This is a genomic window from Pseudomonas sp. NFPP25 (genome assembly GCF_900116505.1).
GTDB lineage: Bacteria > Pseudomonadota > Gammaproteobacteria > Pseudomonadales > Pseudomonadaceae > Aquipseudomonas > Aquipseudomonas protegens.
In genome coordinates, this window is the sequence record NZ_FPBG01000008.1 from 50,858 (window position 1) to 64,451 (window position 13,594).

The window sequence follows — 13,594 nt, forward strand, 5'->3', positions numbered from 1 at the left end:
AGCCCTCAGGCACTTGGCCGCGGCGTGCCCTGATGGAACAGCATCTGCCAGCGCCCCTCCTGGCAGCGCCACAGCGAGCTGCGCCAGGCACTGCTGGCCGCCCGCCCGGGCGCTGCGGCGTTATGGCACAGGTAGGTGACCTGGGCCAGCTCGGCCCCCAGGCACTGCACGGCGAACTCGCTGATGCGCCGTTCGATGAACACCTGCTGCGGCAGGCTGGCCAGCACCTGGGCCTTGTCCCAGCGCCCGCCGCTGACGCCGAATTCAAGAAAGTCATCGGCCAGCAAGGCCTCCAGCGCCTGGCGATCGGCACGCACTTCGGCCTGTTGCAACTGGCGTTCAAGCATCAGCAGGTGGTCGGACAGCTCCATGGTCACTCCCGAGGTGGTGGCGGGTAAGTGGCGCACTCTAGCATTGCTCGCCTGCACCAGCGCCGGGCCTGGGGGCCGGGCATTGCCCAGGCCTGCAGCGTCCGGCCCTCCCCGCCATCGGCACGCACCCCGCCCCAAGCGCCAATCCCGCGGCCATTCACGCCTTTGTCGCAAGCCGCTGTTTCAAGTTGGTACGCCATATGCAAACGTTTGCGAGTTGTAATTTTGTGGGTGTTCGCCGCCTTCTTTCGAAGTGTCGAGCACAAGGGACTTCACACTGCAAGAACAGGGACTTTCCATGCTCAACCCTCTGCGACGCCATGCGTCCTGCCGTACCCTGGCTGTTTCGTTGTGGCTGGCCGGCGTTACGGGTCTACCCAGCGCCTTCGCCCAGCCCCCCGCCGCCCCGGCGGACGACTCGGCCCAGGGCGAAAGCCTGAGCGCCGATGTGCAACCGGCCAAACAGGGCGCCTACCTCTCCGACTGGTACAACCAGGACCTGATGCTCATCGGCAGCAAGGACATCAGCTTCGGCCCGCGCCCGGCAGACGACATCTACCTGGAATACGAATACTTCGGGCGCAAGGGCCCCTTCGAGCTGTACGGCTACATCGACCTGCCGAAGATCCTCGACATCGGCAACAGCCACGACAAGGGCATCTGGGACCACGGCTCGCCGCTGTTCATGGAGCACGAGCCGCGAATCTCCATCGACTACCTGGCCGGCCGCAGCCTGGCCATCGGCCCGTTCAAGGAGTGGTACGTGGCCTTCGACTGGATCTACGACCACGGCAGCCGTACCGCCAACCGCGCCAACACCCTGTACAGCGGCCTGGGCACCGACATCGACACCCATTCGCGGGTCAACCTCTCGGCCAACTTCTACGGCCGCTACCAGTGGGAAAACTACGGCGCCAGCAACGAATACTCCTGGGACGGCTACCGCGCCCAGCTGAAATACATCGTGCCCATCGACAGCTTCAGCAACGGCGCCTCGCTGACCTACATCGGCTTCACCAATTTCGATTTCGGCTCCGACCTGCACAGGGACAACCCGGCGCGCACCGCCAATGCCACGGTGGCCACCAACGTGCTGCTCTATTCCTTCACCCACCTGCGCTTCACCCTGGTGGGCCGCTACTTCCACAACGGCGGCAACTGGGAAGACGGCAGCGTGCTGAATTTCGGCGACGGAGAATTCCGCGCCCGCTCCAATGGCTGGGGCTATTACGCCGGGGTTGGCTATCAGTTTTAAAGCAGCGGCAAGACAAGAACGGTTGCGATGAGTTGCAACCTGGATCAGGCAGGATAAGCGCCGGTTAACGGCAGTCATGGAGGTTGTATGCGTGGGATTCAAAAGATTTCGTGGGGACTGGGCTTGAGTGCACTGGTGGCTAGCGGCGCCTGGGCCAGTGAGGCACCGATCAAGCCCAAGGTGGTGCTGATCAGCATGTTCGCGCCGGAAGCGCAGCACTGGATCGAGCGCCTGGAGCTCAAGCGCGAGATCCGCGTGCCGGGGCTGGCGGCGGAGTATCCGGTGATTCGCTGCAACGACCGGGAGGTGTGCCTGTTGACCACGGGCATGGGCCAGACCAATGCCGCGGCGTCGACCCTGGCCCTGGCGCTGTCGCCCAAATTCGACCTGCGCAAGAGCTATTTCCTGATTGCCGGGATCGCCGGCATCAGCCCCCAGCACGGCACCATCGGCACCGCCGCCTGGGCCCATTACCTGGTGGAGTTCGGCACCCAGTGGGAAATCGACTCCCGGGATGCGCCCGAGGGCTGGCCCACCGGCTACCTGGGGATCAACACCAAGGGGCCCAACGAAAAACCGCCCCTGGACTACAAGACCGAAGTCTTCGAGCTGAACCCCAAGCTCCAGGCCAAGGCCTTCGCCCTGAGCCGCAACGTGGCCCTGAGCGAGAGCAAGGAGTCGGTGGCCTGGCGCCTGAAATACCCCAAGGCCCCGGCCAACCAGCCACCGGTGGTGACCCGCTGCGACACCCTGGCGGGCAACACCTGGTTTTCCGGCACCCGCCTGAGCGAACGCGCGGAGGTCTGGACCCGCTTGCTGACCGACAACAAAGGCACCTATTGCACCACCCAGCAGGAAGACAACTCCACCTACGAAGCCTTGCTGCGGGCCAGCCGCGAGGGCCTGCTGGACATTCAGCGCCTGGCGGTGGTGCGCGCCGGTTCCGACTTCGACCGCCCGGCCCCGGGGGCCAGCGAAGTGGACAACCTGCTCAAGTACGCCGACCAGGGCGGCTTTGTCCCGGCCCTGGAAAACCTCTACCGGGCGGGCAACCCCCTGGTGCAGGACATCCTCGGCAACTGGTCGGCCTGGGAAAAGGGCGTGCCCGAGACCTGATTTCTCTCCCGGGAGCGGCCAGGCGGCGTTCCGCTTGCCGGCGATGGAGGTCTCAAGGCCCTCTTCGCCAGCAAGCTGGCTCCTACACAGAACACACAGCGCGCGCATCCCCCGTAGGAGCCGGCTTGCCGGCGAAGGCGATCTCAGCGCCCTCTTCGCCAGCAAGCTGGCTCCTACACAGAACACACAGCGCACGCATCCCCCGTAGGAGCCGGCTTGCCGGCGAAAGCGATCTCAAGGGCCTATTCGCCAGCAAACTGGCTCCTACACAGAACACGCAGCGCACGCATCCCCCGTAGGAGCCGGCTTGCCGGCGAAGGCGATCTCTGGGCCCCTTCGCCAGCAAGCGGGCTCCTACGCAGGGATGGCCGCTGCGCTCATGGGATGAGGATGATTTTTTCGCCGCGCCCCTGGTTCACTTCGGCATAACGCTCCAGCCCCCGTTCCAGCGGCGATTCCACCAGGCCTTCCGGCAGCGGCAGCAGGCCTTCATCGAAATAGCGGCCGAACTGCTCCAGCATCGCCGCGCACGCCTCTACGCCATACAACAGCGAGTTGATCCCCACCACCGAGCCACCCTTGCGGTACAGCGCCAGGGCCGGCAGTTGCACATGGCCGTCCACCGGGGCGGCGATGATGGCGATGCGGCCAAAGGTGGCCAGGGCCGGCACCGAGGCCGGCAGCCAGAAGCCGGTGGTGTCGAAGATCACCTCGGCACCGCCGGCATAGACTTCGGCCACCTGGGCCGCCAGGGTTTCCGGCTGTTGCAGGTGCAAGGTCGGGTAGCCCTGGGCTTCAAGCGCCTGGACCTGCTCCACCCGGCGCGCCGCCGCCAGCACCCGGGCGCCGCGCACCTTGGCCAGGGCCAGGGCCGCCGAGGCCACCGCGCCGCCGCCGATCACCAGCAGCCGGGTGTCACGGGCTACGCCACTGCGCTCCAGGGCATCCCAGGCCGTGGTGTAGGGCACCCCGAGGCTTGCGGCCTGGGCAAAGCTCAGGTGCCGTGGCTTGCGGGCCACGCCCTGGGCGGACAGCACCACGTACTGGGCATGGCTGCCGTCGGCGAAGAAGCCCAGCTCCTTGCCGGTGCCCCAGACTTCCTGGCCCAGCAGTTGCGCCGGCCCCTGCTCCACCACCCCGGCAAAGTCCCGCCCGGGCACCCGCGGCAGTGTGGTGTAGGGAAAGCGCCCGAGGACGTTCTTCACATCACTGGGGTTGAGGCCCGCGGCCTTGATGCGCACCAGCACCTGGCCAGCACCCGGTACCGGGGTGGGCAGGTCCACTACGTGCAGGGCCGCGAGGTCGCCGGTGGCGGAAAATTGCAGTGCTTTCATCGTCGGTTCCATGAGTCGGGGGAGAAAGGAAAAATGCGTGTTCAGGACAGCCAGCTCCCGAGCAACTGGCGCCCCAGGGGCCACAACTGCTCACCGCCGAGCATGCCCAAGAGGCCAACCAGGGCAATTGCCGGCGGCGCCGGAGAACGCACCTGCAAGGCGCCGTAAAGCAGGCCGACCAACAGGCCGGCGGCCAGGGAAATCAGGTAGTTCATGCTGCGCTCCAGAGGCCGTGCGGCTCATGCCGGGGTGAAGTGGCGTGTGCGGCACAGTCTAGGTGGCACGGTCCCGCGGCATCGGCCAAGTGCTTCAGGATTTCGGCCAAGGCCGAAACCCTGGCGGTCGCTTGGCTGGCGTCCGCCTGATGCACATCCGGCGCTCTCCGGATCTTCACGTCTCCTGCGACGGAGTGCCGCCCAGAGCGTTCGTTCGAACGCGGCCCGAGCCTGCGGCAGCGGCTACACGACGCCAGGCAGTCCCTGTAGCCGCTGCTGAGCCTGCGAAGCTGCGAAAAGGACCGAAGGGCCTTGCTTGGCGATATCCCGACGAACCTATGGCGGCTTTGAGATTGCCGCGTCTCCTGCGGAGCCGTTCGTCCGAACGCGGCCCGAGCCTGTGGCAGCGGCTACACCTGGTTGGCGCTGGCGTACTGGGAAGGCGCGACACCCAGTTCCCGGCGGAACATGTCGCTGAAGCTGCTGGGGGAATAACCCAGCTCCCGGGCAATGCGGCTCACCGGTACACCCTGGATCAGCTCCGCGGCAGCGGTGGCCAGTTGCACCTGGCGCCGCCATTCGGCAAAGCCCACGCCCAACTGCTCCTTGAACAGCCGCGCCAGGGTGCGCACGCTGGCCCCCGCCGCATCGGCGTGCTGTTCAAAGGAGATGGCCAGGGACGGCGCCGCCATCACCGCCTGGCACAGGCTGCCCAGGCGCCGGTCGGAGGCGTCCGGCAGGGCTATCTTCAATTGCGAGCGGTGAGCCCGGCGCAGTTCCAGCAGGGCCAGCCCCACCAGCGCCTCGTAGTACTCCGGCTGCGGCGGGTCGAGTTCCACCAGGCGCACGATCAATTCGCGCAGCAGGTTGTCCACCTGCAGCACCTGGACGCTGGGGTCCAGGGTCGCCGCCAGGGACGGGCGCAAGTAGATGTTGCGCATCTGCAGGTCGCTGACCACGCGAATCCCGTGGCTCACCCCCGGCGGCAACCACACCGCGCGCTGGGGCGGCACCACCAGGGCTTCATGGGGCGTCTCGACCCACATCACCCCGCTCATGGCGTAGAGCAACTGGCCCCAATCGTGTTCATGGGGCTCGATGAACAAGCCCCGCGGATAGGTGCGGGCCAGGGGTTGCACCGGGATCGCGGGGTCGCTGAGGTCGGGGGGTGCGGCTAGGGCCATGGCAAGGTCGCGGCAGGTCGGCGGGCGCCCATGGTAACCAGCCGCCCGGGGCGCCGCCAACCGCTGCCGCGCCCATCCGGATGAAGGCCTGGGCGCCGCTCGGGAATCCATTCGGATAGAGCGGCTGGCGGCCCATGACCGTCGGTAGCCCGGACGGACAATCAGAGTGAATTTTTCCGCCGCCCCAGGATCACTAAAAGATCACAGGGAGGAACAAAGGCTTTATGAACAACGCAAAACTTTTCGTCATCGAATACACCCTCCACGGCGCCCCCAAGTCCTTCATCATCCGCCAGGAAAAGATGGACAACGCCGAGGCCTGGCACTGGGCCAGTTGCGACGCTGGAGTGGGTCGGATAGGACGTTTCGGCCGCGAACGGGTGAAGAAGACCAGCAAGCCCATGGCCGAAAAGTTCGGTATCGAAAACGTCACCTGGCGCCCTTCGGTCTAGGACGCAGCAACGCGGGTGGAGCCGCACGGCCCCACCCGCCGATCCCCCCTCAGCCGTGGGCGCCCTTGGCGCATTTGCAGCCTTCGGTGGAAGCGCAAGGCTCGCCGTGGGCGTGATGGTCGGCGCACGCCTGGCAGCAGTAGTGCTTACCGTGACGGACGATGGCATGGGCGCCCAGCTTGCAGGTGCAGGCCGGGCAGGCACAGGTTTGCGTGGACATGGCATGGCTCCTAGGGTTCAAGGCTCGGGCCTTTGGGCGGGTGCTTCACCGAGCGCCCCGCTCGGGCCGAGTCCCCACAGGTTAGGCCAAGGCACCGCCCGGCCAGGGCGCACGCGACTGATGGTCGGCCCCTCACTCCCAGCCCTGCAAACGCAAGGTAGCGCGCACCAGCCGCTGTTCTTCGTCCTCGATGTCCCTGAGGTTGCGGGCAATGCCCTGGATATGCGCCACCGCCGCCTTGCGCGCCTGTTCCGGCAGGCGCCCGGTGACTGCGTTGTACAGCCGCGCATGCTGGCGGTCGATCTGGCGCTTGGGCGCCGGGCGGTGATAGAGGTTGTTGACCGAGGCGAACACCGAGTTCAGCAGCAGGTCGGTGAGCGAGCCCAGGGTCTGCACCAGCACCGGGTTGTGCGAGGCCTCGCAGATCGCCAGGTGAAAGGCGTGGTCCAGGCGCGCCAGGGCGGCGGGCTCCAGGGCCTGTTCATGGGCCTGCAGCAGGGCCTGGTAGGCGCGCTCGATCAGCACGAAATCCGCTTCGGTGCCGCGCAGGGCCGCCAGCCGCGCCGACTCGCCTTCAAGCAGGCTGCGCACTTCCAGCAGGTCGTAGAGGGTGCGGGGCTGGGAGCTGAACAGATGCATCAGCGGCGACTGCGCCGCCGGGGCCGACAGTTGCGCCACCTGGGAGCCGCGGCCCTGTCGAGTGTCGATGATGCCCCGCGCCCGCAGCAGTTTCAGGCCCTCGCGCAGGGCCGTGCGCGAAACCCCGAGCTTGGCCGTCAGGCGCCGTTCCGAGGGCAGCAACTGGCCGGTCTTGAATACCCCGTCGACGATCAGCCGCTCGATCCGTGCGCAGACCAGGTCCGCCACCTGGGGCCGACGCCCCGCTTGCGTGTCCTGCATGCTTCCTCCCACTGGTATGACCAGCCCTGTGCCATTTGTCCGGCTATTCCTGCGCGCCCGCCAAGCTTTTGAAAAACCTGATCTTTCGGAAAAACCCCGGCCTGCCCTGGAAAACAAAGTGGTTCGACCACTGCCAACGCACATGGACACTAAAGCCCGCCGGGCCAATCATGCAAGGCAGCCGTACAGCATTCGCGACCTGATAAAAACCACACAAGGTCCTTAGCCGCCATGACGATTCTCTACGACGAACGCCTCGATGGCGCCCTGCCCGACGTCGACCGCCAGGCCCTGATCCAGGCCCTGCGCCAGCAGCTACCGGAGCTGGAGCTGCTGGACCAGGAGCAACAGCTCAAACCCTACGAATGCGATGGCCTGAGCGCCTACCGCAGCACGCCGATGCTGGTGGCCCTGCCCCGGCACCTGGACCAGGTGCAGCGCATCCTGCAGATCTGCCACGCCCACCGGGTGCCGGTGGTGGCCCGGGGCGCCGGCACGGGCCTGTCCGGTGGCGCCCTGCCCCTGGAAAAGGGCCTGCTGCTGGTGATGGCGCGCTTCAAGGAAATCCTCCAGATCGACCCCGCCGCCCGTTGCGCCCGGCTCCAGCCCGGGGTGCGCAACCTGGCGATCTCCCAGGCCGCCGCGCCCTTCGGCCTGTACTACGCCCCCGACCCCTCTTCGCAGATCGCCTGTTCGATTGGCGGCAATGTCGCGGAAAACGCCGGCGGCGTGCATTGTCTGAAATACGGCCTGACCGTGCACAACCTGCTCAAGGTCCAGATGCTCAGCGTCGAAGGCCAGCCCCTGACCCTGGGCAGCGAGGCCCTGGACGCGCCGGGCTTCGACCTGCTGGCGCTGTTCACCGGCTCCGAAGGCCTGCTGGGGGTGATCACCGAAGTCACGGTCAAGCTACTGCCCAAGCCGCAGATCGCCAAGGTGCTGCTGGCGGCCTTCGACTCGGTGGAAGCCGCCGGCCGCGCCGTGGCCGACATCATTGCCGCGGGCATCATCCCCGGCGGCCTGGAGATGATGGACAACCTGGCGATCCGCGCCGCCGAGGATTTCATCCATGCCGGCTACCCGGTGGACGCCGAGGCCATCCTGCTGTGCGAGCTGGACGGCGTGGAAGCCGATGTCCACGACGATTGCGAGCGGGTGCGCCAGGTGCTGGAACGGGCCGGCGCCAGCGAGGTGCGCCTGGCCCGGGACGAGGCCGAGCGCGTGCGTTTCTGGGCCGGGCGCAAGAACGCCTTCCCGGCGGTGGGGCGCTTGTCCCCGGACTACTACTGCATGGACGGCACCATTCCCCGCCGCGAGCTGCCGGGGGTGCTGCGGGGCATCGCCCGCCTGGCCGACGAACACCAGCTGCGGGTGGCCAACGTGTTCCATGCCGGCGACGGCAACATGCACCCCTTGATCCTGTTCGACGCCAACCAGCCCGGCGAGCTTGAGCGGGCCGAGGCCCTGGGGGGCAAGATCCTCGAACTGTGCGTGGCAGTGGGCGGCAGCATCACCGGCGAACACGGGGTGGGCCGGGAGAAAATCAACCAGATGTGCGCCCAGTTCAACCACCACGAGCTGACCCTGTTCCACGCCATCAAGGCGGCCTTCGACCCCAGCGGCCTGCTCAACCCGGGGAAGAACATCCCGACCCTGCACCGCTGCGCCGAATTTGGCGCCATGCACATCCACCACGGGCAACTGCCCTTCCCCGAACTGGAGCGATTCTGATGAACGTGGCCAGCGATTTCGACGCCGCCGAGACCTTGCTGGAACAGGTGCGCGATGCCTTGGCGAGCAACACCGCGCTGCGCATCCAGGGTTCCAACAGCAAGGCCTTTCTCGGCCGCGAGAGTGCCGGGGAAATACTCGATACCCGCAGCCATCGCGGCATCGTCAGCTACGACCCCACGGAGCTGGTGATCAGCGCCCGGGCCGGTACGCCGCTCGCCGAGCTGCACGCCACCCTGGACGCCGCCGGGCAGATGCTGCCCTGCGAACCGCCGTCCTTCGGCGCGGGCGCGACCCTGGGCGGCATGCTCGCCAGCGGCCTGTCCGGGCCGCGCCGGCCCTGGGCCGGGGCGGTGCGCGATTTCGTCCTCGGCACCCGGGTCATCAGCGGCAGCGGCCAACACCTGCGGTTTGGCGGCGAGGTGATGAAGAACGTCGCCGGCTATGACCTGTCACGGCTGATGGCCGGCAGCTACGGCTGCCTGGGGCTGGTCACCGAGGTCTCGCTGAAGGTCCTGCCCAAGCCCCGGCAATGCCTGAGCCTGAGCCTGGAAATGGACCGCCAGCGGGCCCTCGCCCAGCTTGCCGAATGGGGCCAGCAGCCCTTGCCCATCAGCGCCGCCTGCCATGACGGCGAACGCCTGCACCTACGCCTGGAGGGCGGTGAAGGCTCGGTGGCGGCGGCCCATGACCGGCTCGGCGGCGAGCCCCTGGACCCGGGCTACTGGAGCCAGCTCAACGAGCAGCAACTGGACTTCTTCAACCCCGGCCCGCCGCTGTGGCGCCTGTCGGTGCCGCACAACACGCCGCTGCTGCCCCTGCCCGGCGAACAACTGCTGGACTGGGGCGGCGCCCAGCGCTGGCTGAAGACCGATGCCACGGCCGCCGACATCCGCGCCGTTGTCAGCGCCGTTGGCGGCCACGCCAGCTGCTACAGCCACGGCCTGCTGGACAGCCCGTTCCAGCCCCTGGCGCCGACCCTGCTGCACTACCACCAGCGCCTCAAGGCCCAGCTGGACCCGCAAGGGATCTTCAACCCCGGCCGACTCTACGCGGAGCTCTAGACCATGCAGACCACCCTCAGCCCCGAGGCCCGGCAACTGCCCCGGGCCGCCGAAGCCGAGCGCATCCTGCGCAGTTGCGTGCATTGCGGCTTCTGCAACGCCACCTGCCCCACCTACCAGTTGCAGGGCGATGAGCTGGACGGCCCGCGGGGGCGCATCTACCTGATCAAGCAGGTGCTCGAAGGCGCCCCGGCCACCGCCCAGGCGCAGCAGCACCTGGACCGCTGCCTGTCGTGCCGCAACTGCGAAAGCACCTGCCCTTCCGGGGTCGACTACCACAACCTGCTGGACATCGGCCGCGCCGCGGTGGATGCCGCCCTGCCCCGGCCCGTCGGCCAGCAATTGTTGCGCCGCGGCCTGCGGGCGCTGAGCGCCAACCCGCAGCTGTTCAAGGCCCTGATCCATGGCGGCAGCCGCCTGCGCCCGCTGCTGCCCCAGGCCCTGCAGGACAAGCTGCCGCGCCAGGTGCCCAGCGCCAAACCGCGTCCGCCCCTGCGCCATGCACGGCGCGTGCTGCTGCTCGAAGGCTGCGTGCAGCCGGGGCTGTCACCCAATACCAACGCCGCCGCAGCGCGGGTCCTGGATCGCCTGGGCATCAGCGTGCAACCGGTCAGCGAGGCCGGCTGCTGCGGCGCGGTGGACTATCACCTGGATGCCCAGCAAGCCGGTCTGCAGCGCGCCCGGCGCAATATCGACGCCTGGTGGCCGCACCTGCAACTGGGGGCCGAAGCCATCGTCCAGACCGCCAGCGGCTGCGGCGCCTTCATCAAGGATTACCAGCACCTGCTGGCCCATGACCCGGCCTACCGCAGCAAGGCCCAGCGCGTCAGTGCCCTGGCCCGGGACCTGGTGGAAGTGCTGCGGGACGAACCCCTGGAACAGCTCGGCGCCCACAGCGACCAGCGCCTGGCCTTCCACTGCCCCTGCACCCTGCAGCACGCGCAGAAGCTCGGCGGCGCCGTGGAACGCCTGCTGCAACGCCTGGGTTTTCACCTCACCGCGGTGCCCGACAGCCACCTGTGCTGCGGTTCGGCGGGCACCTATTCGCTGACCCAGCCGACGCTGGCGCGGCAACTGCGGGACGACAAGCTGCAGGCCCTGGAAAGCGGCCAGCCGGACCTCATTGCCACCGCCAATATCGGCTGCCAGAGCCACCTCGACGGCGCCGGCCGGACCCCGGTACGGCACTGGATCGAAGTGCTGGAAGCCGCCCTGCCCTGAACCTCACGCCCCTGGAGCTCGCCATGCAGCACAAAGCCGTACTGGGTCAAGACGAAGTCCGCCGCATCCTCGCCGCCGCCCGCGCCGAGGCCCAGCGCCACCGGTGGGCGGTGAGCATCGCCGTGGTCGACGACGGCGGCCATCCCCTGGCCCTGGAACGCCTCGACGGCTGCGCGCCGATCAGTGCCTATATCGCCACCGAAAAGGCCCGCACCGCGGCCCTCGGCCGGCGCGAAACCAAGGCCTACGAGGACATGGTCAATGGCGGGCGCAGCGCCTTTCTCTCGGCGCCGCTGCTCACCTCCCTGGAAGGCGGCGTGCCGATCCGCGTCGGCGGCCAGGTGGTCGGCGCGGTGGGGGTTTCCGGGGTCAAGTCCGGTGAAGACGCCCAGGTGGCACTGGCTGGCGCCGCGTGCCTGGAGGGCGATTGAAGCGGGTTCAGGCGCGGCGCACGCTGCTGCGGTACATGAACAGCAGCGCCAGGGCCAGGCACAGCATCGCCAGCAGGCGGCTGGGCGACAGTTCGATGGCCGGGTTGCCGAACCAGCCGAAGTTGTCGATCAGCATGCCCATGCCCAACTGCCCGAGAATCACCGCCACCGTGGCCACCGCAGTGCCGACCCGGGGCACGGCCCCCACCATCACCAGCATGTAGACCACGCCGAACAACGCGCCGGTCAGTTGCCATTTCGGCGCCTGCAGCAGGCTCATCGCCTGGGGCGGCTGGAAAAACACGATCAGCAGCCCGGTGATCAGGGCACCCACGGCAAAGGTCAGCAGGCTGCTGCGCAACACACCGACGCTTTCCCCCAGGCGGCCATTGATCGCCGCCTGCACACTCAGCACCGCACCGGCGGCCACCACCACAACCAGCAATAGAAACAGATTCATCTTCAACCTCGGGCAATCAGGATCAGGGCCAGCACAATCAGCGCCAGGGCCAGCCAGCGTTCGGCATTGACCGGCTTGCGGGCACTGCCGAACCAGCCGAAATGGTCGATCAGCACGCTTTTGCCCACCTGCCCGGAAAGGATCGCGATCATGGTCATGGCAATGCCGATATGGGGCGTGGCCAACGTCAGCACCACCACGTAGATCGGCCCCAGCACCCCGCCCAGCAACTGCCAGCGCGGCAACTGGCTGAAGGCCGGGCCGGGCTGCGGGCCGCTGAACAACAGCAGCAGCAACAGCAGCGCCGTGCCCACGCCGAAGATGCTCAGGGTCGCCCACAGATGGCCCACCTGGCTCCCCAGCGGGCCCAGCAGACCGGCCTCCACCGACAGGCCCATGCCCGCCAGGATCACCAGCGGCAACAGCATCAGACGCTGCCAGCCGGCAGCGGGTACAGCGCTCGCCACCGGGTTGGGCAGCGGTACTTCTATGGTTTCAGAGGACATGCAACACCTGCTCGACATCAAGGAATGGCCGGCATTATCGATTGCGCAAGCTTTGCGATAAATGGGAGCATGCCGACAACACCTTTGCGCAAAACGCACAGCAGGATCGACCCATGTACGGCTTCAACGACCTCGGTTTCAAGGCCCTGCGCCTATTTATCGCCGTGCTCGACCAGGGCAGTTTTTCTGCCGTGGCGCGCCGCGAGGGGCTGGCGCCCTCGTCCATTTCACGGCAGATCCAACTGATGGAACAGGCCCTGGGCCAGCAGTTGCTCTACCGCCACACCCGCGCCGTCAGCCCCACCGAGGCCGGGCGCCTGTTGGGGCACCACGCGCGGCGGGTGCTGGCGCAGTGGGAGGAAGCCGAACAGGCGTTGCAGGAACAGCAAGACGAGCCGGCCGGGCTGGTGCGGATCAACGCCCCGGTGGTCTTTGGCCAGCGCCACCTGTCGCCCTGGCTCGGTGAACTGCACGGGCGCTACCCGAAGCTGCAGCTGGATATCCAGCAGACCGACCGCTACATCGACCCCTTGCAGGACGGCACTGACCTGCTGTTTCGCATCGGCACCCTGGAAGACTCCTCGATGCAGGCGCGCCTGCTGGCCCCGCAGCGCTACCGGGTAGCGGCCAGCCCGGCGTACCTGGCCCGGCACGGCACCCCGCAGCACCCGGAGCAACTGCAGCGGCACCAGTGCCTGGCCTACAAGGGCGAGACCGGCCAGCAGCGCTGGTTCTTCCGCCAGGGCCGGGCAGACTGGACGCCCTACAGCGTCAAGGGCCCGCTGACCGGCAACCACGCCGACACCTTGACCCAGGCCGCCGAACAGGGCCTGGGGCTGGTGATGTTCCCTTCCTGGCTGATTGGCGAAGCCCTGCACCAGGGCCGGCTGGTGGCGCTGTTCGAAGACTTCGACGTGGCCACCAGCCTCGAACCGCAACAGATCGCCGCCCTCTGGCCCGGCAGCCGACGGCTGTCAGTGAAAGTGCGCACGGTGATCGACTTCTTCGTCGAGAAATTCGGCCCCGAGCCCTACTGGGACCGCCGCCCCGCCCCGTAGGAGCTGGCTTGCCAGCGAAGGCGGCAGCAAGGCTTGTGCAGAGTCCAAGGGCCCCTTCGCCGGCAAGCCGGCTCCT

16 protein-coding genes are annotated in these 13,594 nt (G+C 67.7%); 8 read left to right on the forward strand and 8 right to left on the reverse strand.

The genetic code is table 11. The features are described from left to right. Nucleotides 1–5: 5 nt before the first annotated feature. Nucleotides 6–407, reverse strand: a complete 402-nt coding sequence (locus tag BM382_RS27685) for a nuclear transport factor 2 family protein (RefSeq protein ID WP_239690425.1) — start codon at nucleotides 405–407, stop codon at nucleotides 6–8. Nucleotides 408–669: 262 nt separating this feature from the next. Here BM382_RS27685 and BM382_RS27690 point away from each other — a divergent pair, with 262 nt between their 5' ends. Beyond that, a complete protein-coding gene (locus BM382_RS27690) occupies nucleotides 670–1,626 on the forward strand; it encodes a nucleoside-specific channel-forming protein Tsx (RefSeq protein WP_072444684.1) in 957 nt (318 codons plus the stop codon). An 87-nt stretch (nucleotides 1,627–1,713) separates the two neighbouring features. Next, the gene (locus BM382_RS27695) at nucleotides 1,714–2,742 is read left to right on the forward strand and encodes a purine-nucleoside phosphorylase (protein ID WP_072444686.1); all 1,029 of its coding nucleotides are present in this window, start codon (nucleotides 1,714–1,716) and stop codon (nucleotides 2,740–2,742) included. A gap of 377 nt (nucleotides 2,743–3,119) precedes the next feature. Here BM382_RS27695 and BM382_RS27700 read toward each other — a convergent pair whose 3' ends face one another. From BM382_RS27700 to BM382_RS27710, 3 genes are all read right to left on the reverse strand, one after another. Next, nucleotides 3,120–4,076 (reverse strand): quinone oxidoreductase family protein, encoded by a 957-nt coding sequence (locus BM382_RS27700; RefSeq protein WP_011060572.1) that lies wholly within the window; start codon nucleotides 4,074–4,076, stop codon nucleotides 3,120–3,122. A 41-nt stretch (nucleotides 4,077–4,117) separates the two neighbouring features. Continuing rightward, the gene (locus BM382_RS27705) at nucleotides 4,118–4,291 is read right to left on the reverse strand and encodes a DUF1427 family protein (protein ID WP_015635062.1); all 174 of its coding nucleotides are present in this window, start codon (nucleotides 4,289–4,291) and stop codon (nucleotides 4,118–4,120) included. Between the two features lie 410 nt (nucleotides 4,292–4,701). Next, the gene (locus BM382_RS27710; RefSeq protein WP_011060570.1) at nucleotides 4,702–5,475 is read right to left on the reverse strand and encodes an AraC family transcriptional regulator; all 774 of its coding nucleotides are present in this window, start codon (nucleotides 5,473–5,475) and stop codon (nucleotides 4,702–4,704) included. Nucleotides 5,476–5,699: 224 nt separating this feature from the next. Here BM382_RS27710 and BM382_RS27715 point away from each other — a divergent pair, with 224 nt between their 5' ends. After that, complete coding sequence (locus BM382_RS27715) at nucleotides 5,700–5,927, forward strand: DUF6555 family protein (protein ID WP_011060569.1); 228 nt, start codon at nucleotides 5,700–5,702, stop codon at nucleotides 5,925–5,927. Nucleotides 5,928–5,976: 49 nt separating this feature from the next. Here BM382_RS27715 and BM382_RS27720 read toward each other — a convergent pair whose 3' ends face one another. Together BM382_RS27720 and glcC are read right to left on the reverse strand one after the other, a co-directional pair. Continuing rightward, nucleotides 5,977–6,147, reverse strand: a complete 171-nt coding sequence (locus tag BM382_RS27720; protein WP_015635060.1) for a hypothetical protein — start codon at nucleotides 6,145–6,147, stop codon at nucleotides 5,977–5,979. Between the two features lie 132 nt (nucleotides 6,148–6,279). Then, nucleotides 6,280–7,047, reverse strand: coding sequence for a transcriptional regulator GlcC (gene glcC / locus BM382_RS27725; protein WP_011060568.1), 768 nt, complete (start codon nucleotides 7,045–7,047; stop codon nucleotides 6,280–6,282). A gap of 231 nt (nucleotides 7,048–7,278) precedes the next feature. Here glcC and glcD point away from each other — a divergent pair, with 231 nt between their 5' ends. The 4 genes from glcD to BM382_RS27745 are packed head-to-tail and all read left to right on the forward strand — an operon-like array spanning nucleotide 7,279 to nucleotide 11,494. Continuing rightward, nucleotides 7,279–8,778, forward strand: coding sequence for a glycolate oxidase subunit GlcD (gene glcD / locus BM382_RS27730; RefSeq protein ID WP_011060567.1), 1,500 nt, complete (start codon nucleotides 7,279–7,281; stop codon nucleotides 8,776–8,778). Next, a complete protein-coding gene (gene glcE / locus BM382_RS27735) occupies nucleotides 8,778–9,842 on the forward strand; it encodes a glycolate oxidase subunit GlcE (RefSeq protein WP_072444688.1) in 1,065 nt (354 codons plus the stop codon). Before glcD ends, glcE begins: the two co-directional genes overlap by 1 nt. 3 nt (nucleotides 9,843–9,845) lie before the next feature. Beyond that, on the forward strand, nucleotides 9,846–11,063 hold the full coding sequence (gene glcF / locus BM382_RS27740) for a glycolate oxidase subunit GlcF (protein WP_019094211.1): 1,218 nt from the start codon (nucleotides 9,846–9,848) through the stop codon (nucleotides 11,061–11,063). Between the two features lie 23 nt (nucleotides 11,064–11,086). Then, nucleotides 11,087–11,494: a heme-binding protein gene (locus BM382_RS27745; protein ID WP_019094212.1), complete on the forward strand. Its 408-nt coding sequence runs from the start codon at nucleotides 11,087–11,089 to the stop codon at nucleotides 11,492–11,494. A gap of 7 nt (nucleotides 11,495–11,501) precedes the next feature. Here the strand turns inward: BM382_RS27745 and BM382_RS27750 are convergent, their stop codons facing one another. Both BM382_RS27750 and BM382_RS27755 read right to left on the reverse strand, forming a co-directional pair. Further along, nucleotides 11,502–11,954, reverse strand: coding sequence for a DMT family transporter (locus tag BM382_RS27750; protein WP_011060563.1), 453 nt, complete (start codon nucleotides 11,952–11,954; stop codon nucleotides 11,502–11,504). 2 nt (nucleotides 11,955–11,956) lie between these two features. Further along, a complete protein-coding gene (locus tag BM382_RS27755; protein WP_225368796.1) occupies nucleotides 11,957–12,382 on the reverse strand; it encodes a DMT family transporter in 426 nt (141 codons plus the stop codon). 191 nt (nucleotides 12,383–12,573) lie between these two features. Here BM382_RS27755 and BM382_RS27760 point away from each other — a divergent pair, with 191 nt between their 5' ends. After that, on the forward strand, nucleotides 12,574–13,518 hold the full coding sequence (locus BM382_RS27760) for a LysR family transcriptional regulator (RefSeq protein ID WP_072444690.1): 945 nt from the start codon (nucleotides 12,574–12,576) through the stop codon (nucleotides 13,516–13,518). The last annotated feature ends 76 nt before the right edge of the window (nucleotides 13,519–13,594 follow it).

Bases quoted from the DNA above. Each gene is read 5' to 3' on its own strand.
- BM382_RS27700 (WP_011060572.1), bottom strand. From the start codon at position 4,076: ATGAAAGCACTGCAATTTTCCGCCACCGGCGACCTCGCGGCCCTGCAC.
- BM382_RS27690 (WP_072444684.1), top strand. From the start codon at position 670: ATGCTCAACCCTCTGCGACGCCATGCGTCCTGCCGTACCCTGGCTGTT.
- glcD (WP_011060567.1), top strand. From the start codon at position 7,279: ATGACGATTCTCTACGACGAACGCCTCGATGGCGCCCTGCCCGACGTC.
- BM382_RS27695 (WP_072444686.1), top strand. From the start codon at position 1,714: ATGCGTGGGATTCAAAAGATTTCGTGGGGACTGGGCTTGAGTGCACTG.
- glcC (WP_011060568.1), bottom strand. From the start codon at position 7,047: ATGCAGGACACGCAAGCGGGGCGTCGGCCCCAGGTGGCGGACCTGGTC.
- BM382_RS27710 (WP_011060570.1), bottom strand. From the start codon at position 5,475: ATGGCCCTAGCCGCACCCCCCGACCTCAGCGACCCCGCGATCCCGGTG.
- BM382_RS27755 (WP_225368796.1), bottom strand. From the start codon at position 12,382: ATGCTGTTGCCGCTGGTGATCCTGGCGGGCATGGGCCTGTCGGTGGAG.
- BM382_RS27715 (WP_011060569.1), top strand. From the start codon at position 5,700: ATGAACAACGCAAAACTTTTCGTCATCGAATACACCCTCCACGGCGCC.
- BM382_RS27750 (WP_011060563.1), bottom strand. From the start codon at position 11,954: ATGAATCTGTTTCTATTGCTGGTTGTGGTGGTGGCCGCCGGTGCGGTG.
- BM382_RS27745 (WP_019094212.1), top strand. From the start codon at position 11,087: ATGCAGCACAAAGCCGTACTGGGTCAAGACGAAGTCCGCCGCATCCTC.
- glcE (WP_072444688.1), top strand. From the start codon at position 8,778: ATGAACGTGGCCAGCGATTTCGACGCCGCCGAGACCTTGCTGGAACAG.
- glcF (WP_019094211.1), top strand. From the start codon at position 9,846: ATGCAGACCACCCTCAGCCCCGAGGCCCGGCAACTGCCCCGGGCCGCC.
- BM382_RS27705 (WP_015635062.1), bottom strand. From the start codon at position 4,291: ATGAACTACCTGATTTCCCTGGCCGCCGGCCTGTTGGTCGGCCTGCTT.
- BM382_RS27760 (WP_072444690.1), top strand. From the start codon at position 12,574: ATGTACGGCTTCAACGACCTCGGTTTCAAGGCCCTGCGCCTATTTATC.
- BM382_RS27720 (WP_015635060.1), bottom strand. From the start codon at position 6,147: ATGTCCACGCAAACCTGTGCCTGCCCGGCCTGCACCTGCAAGCTGGGC.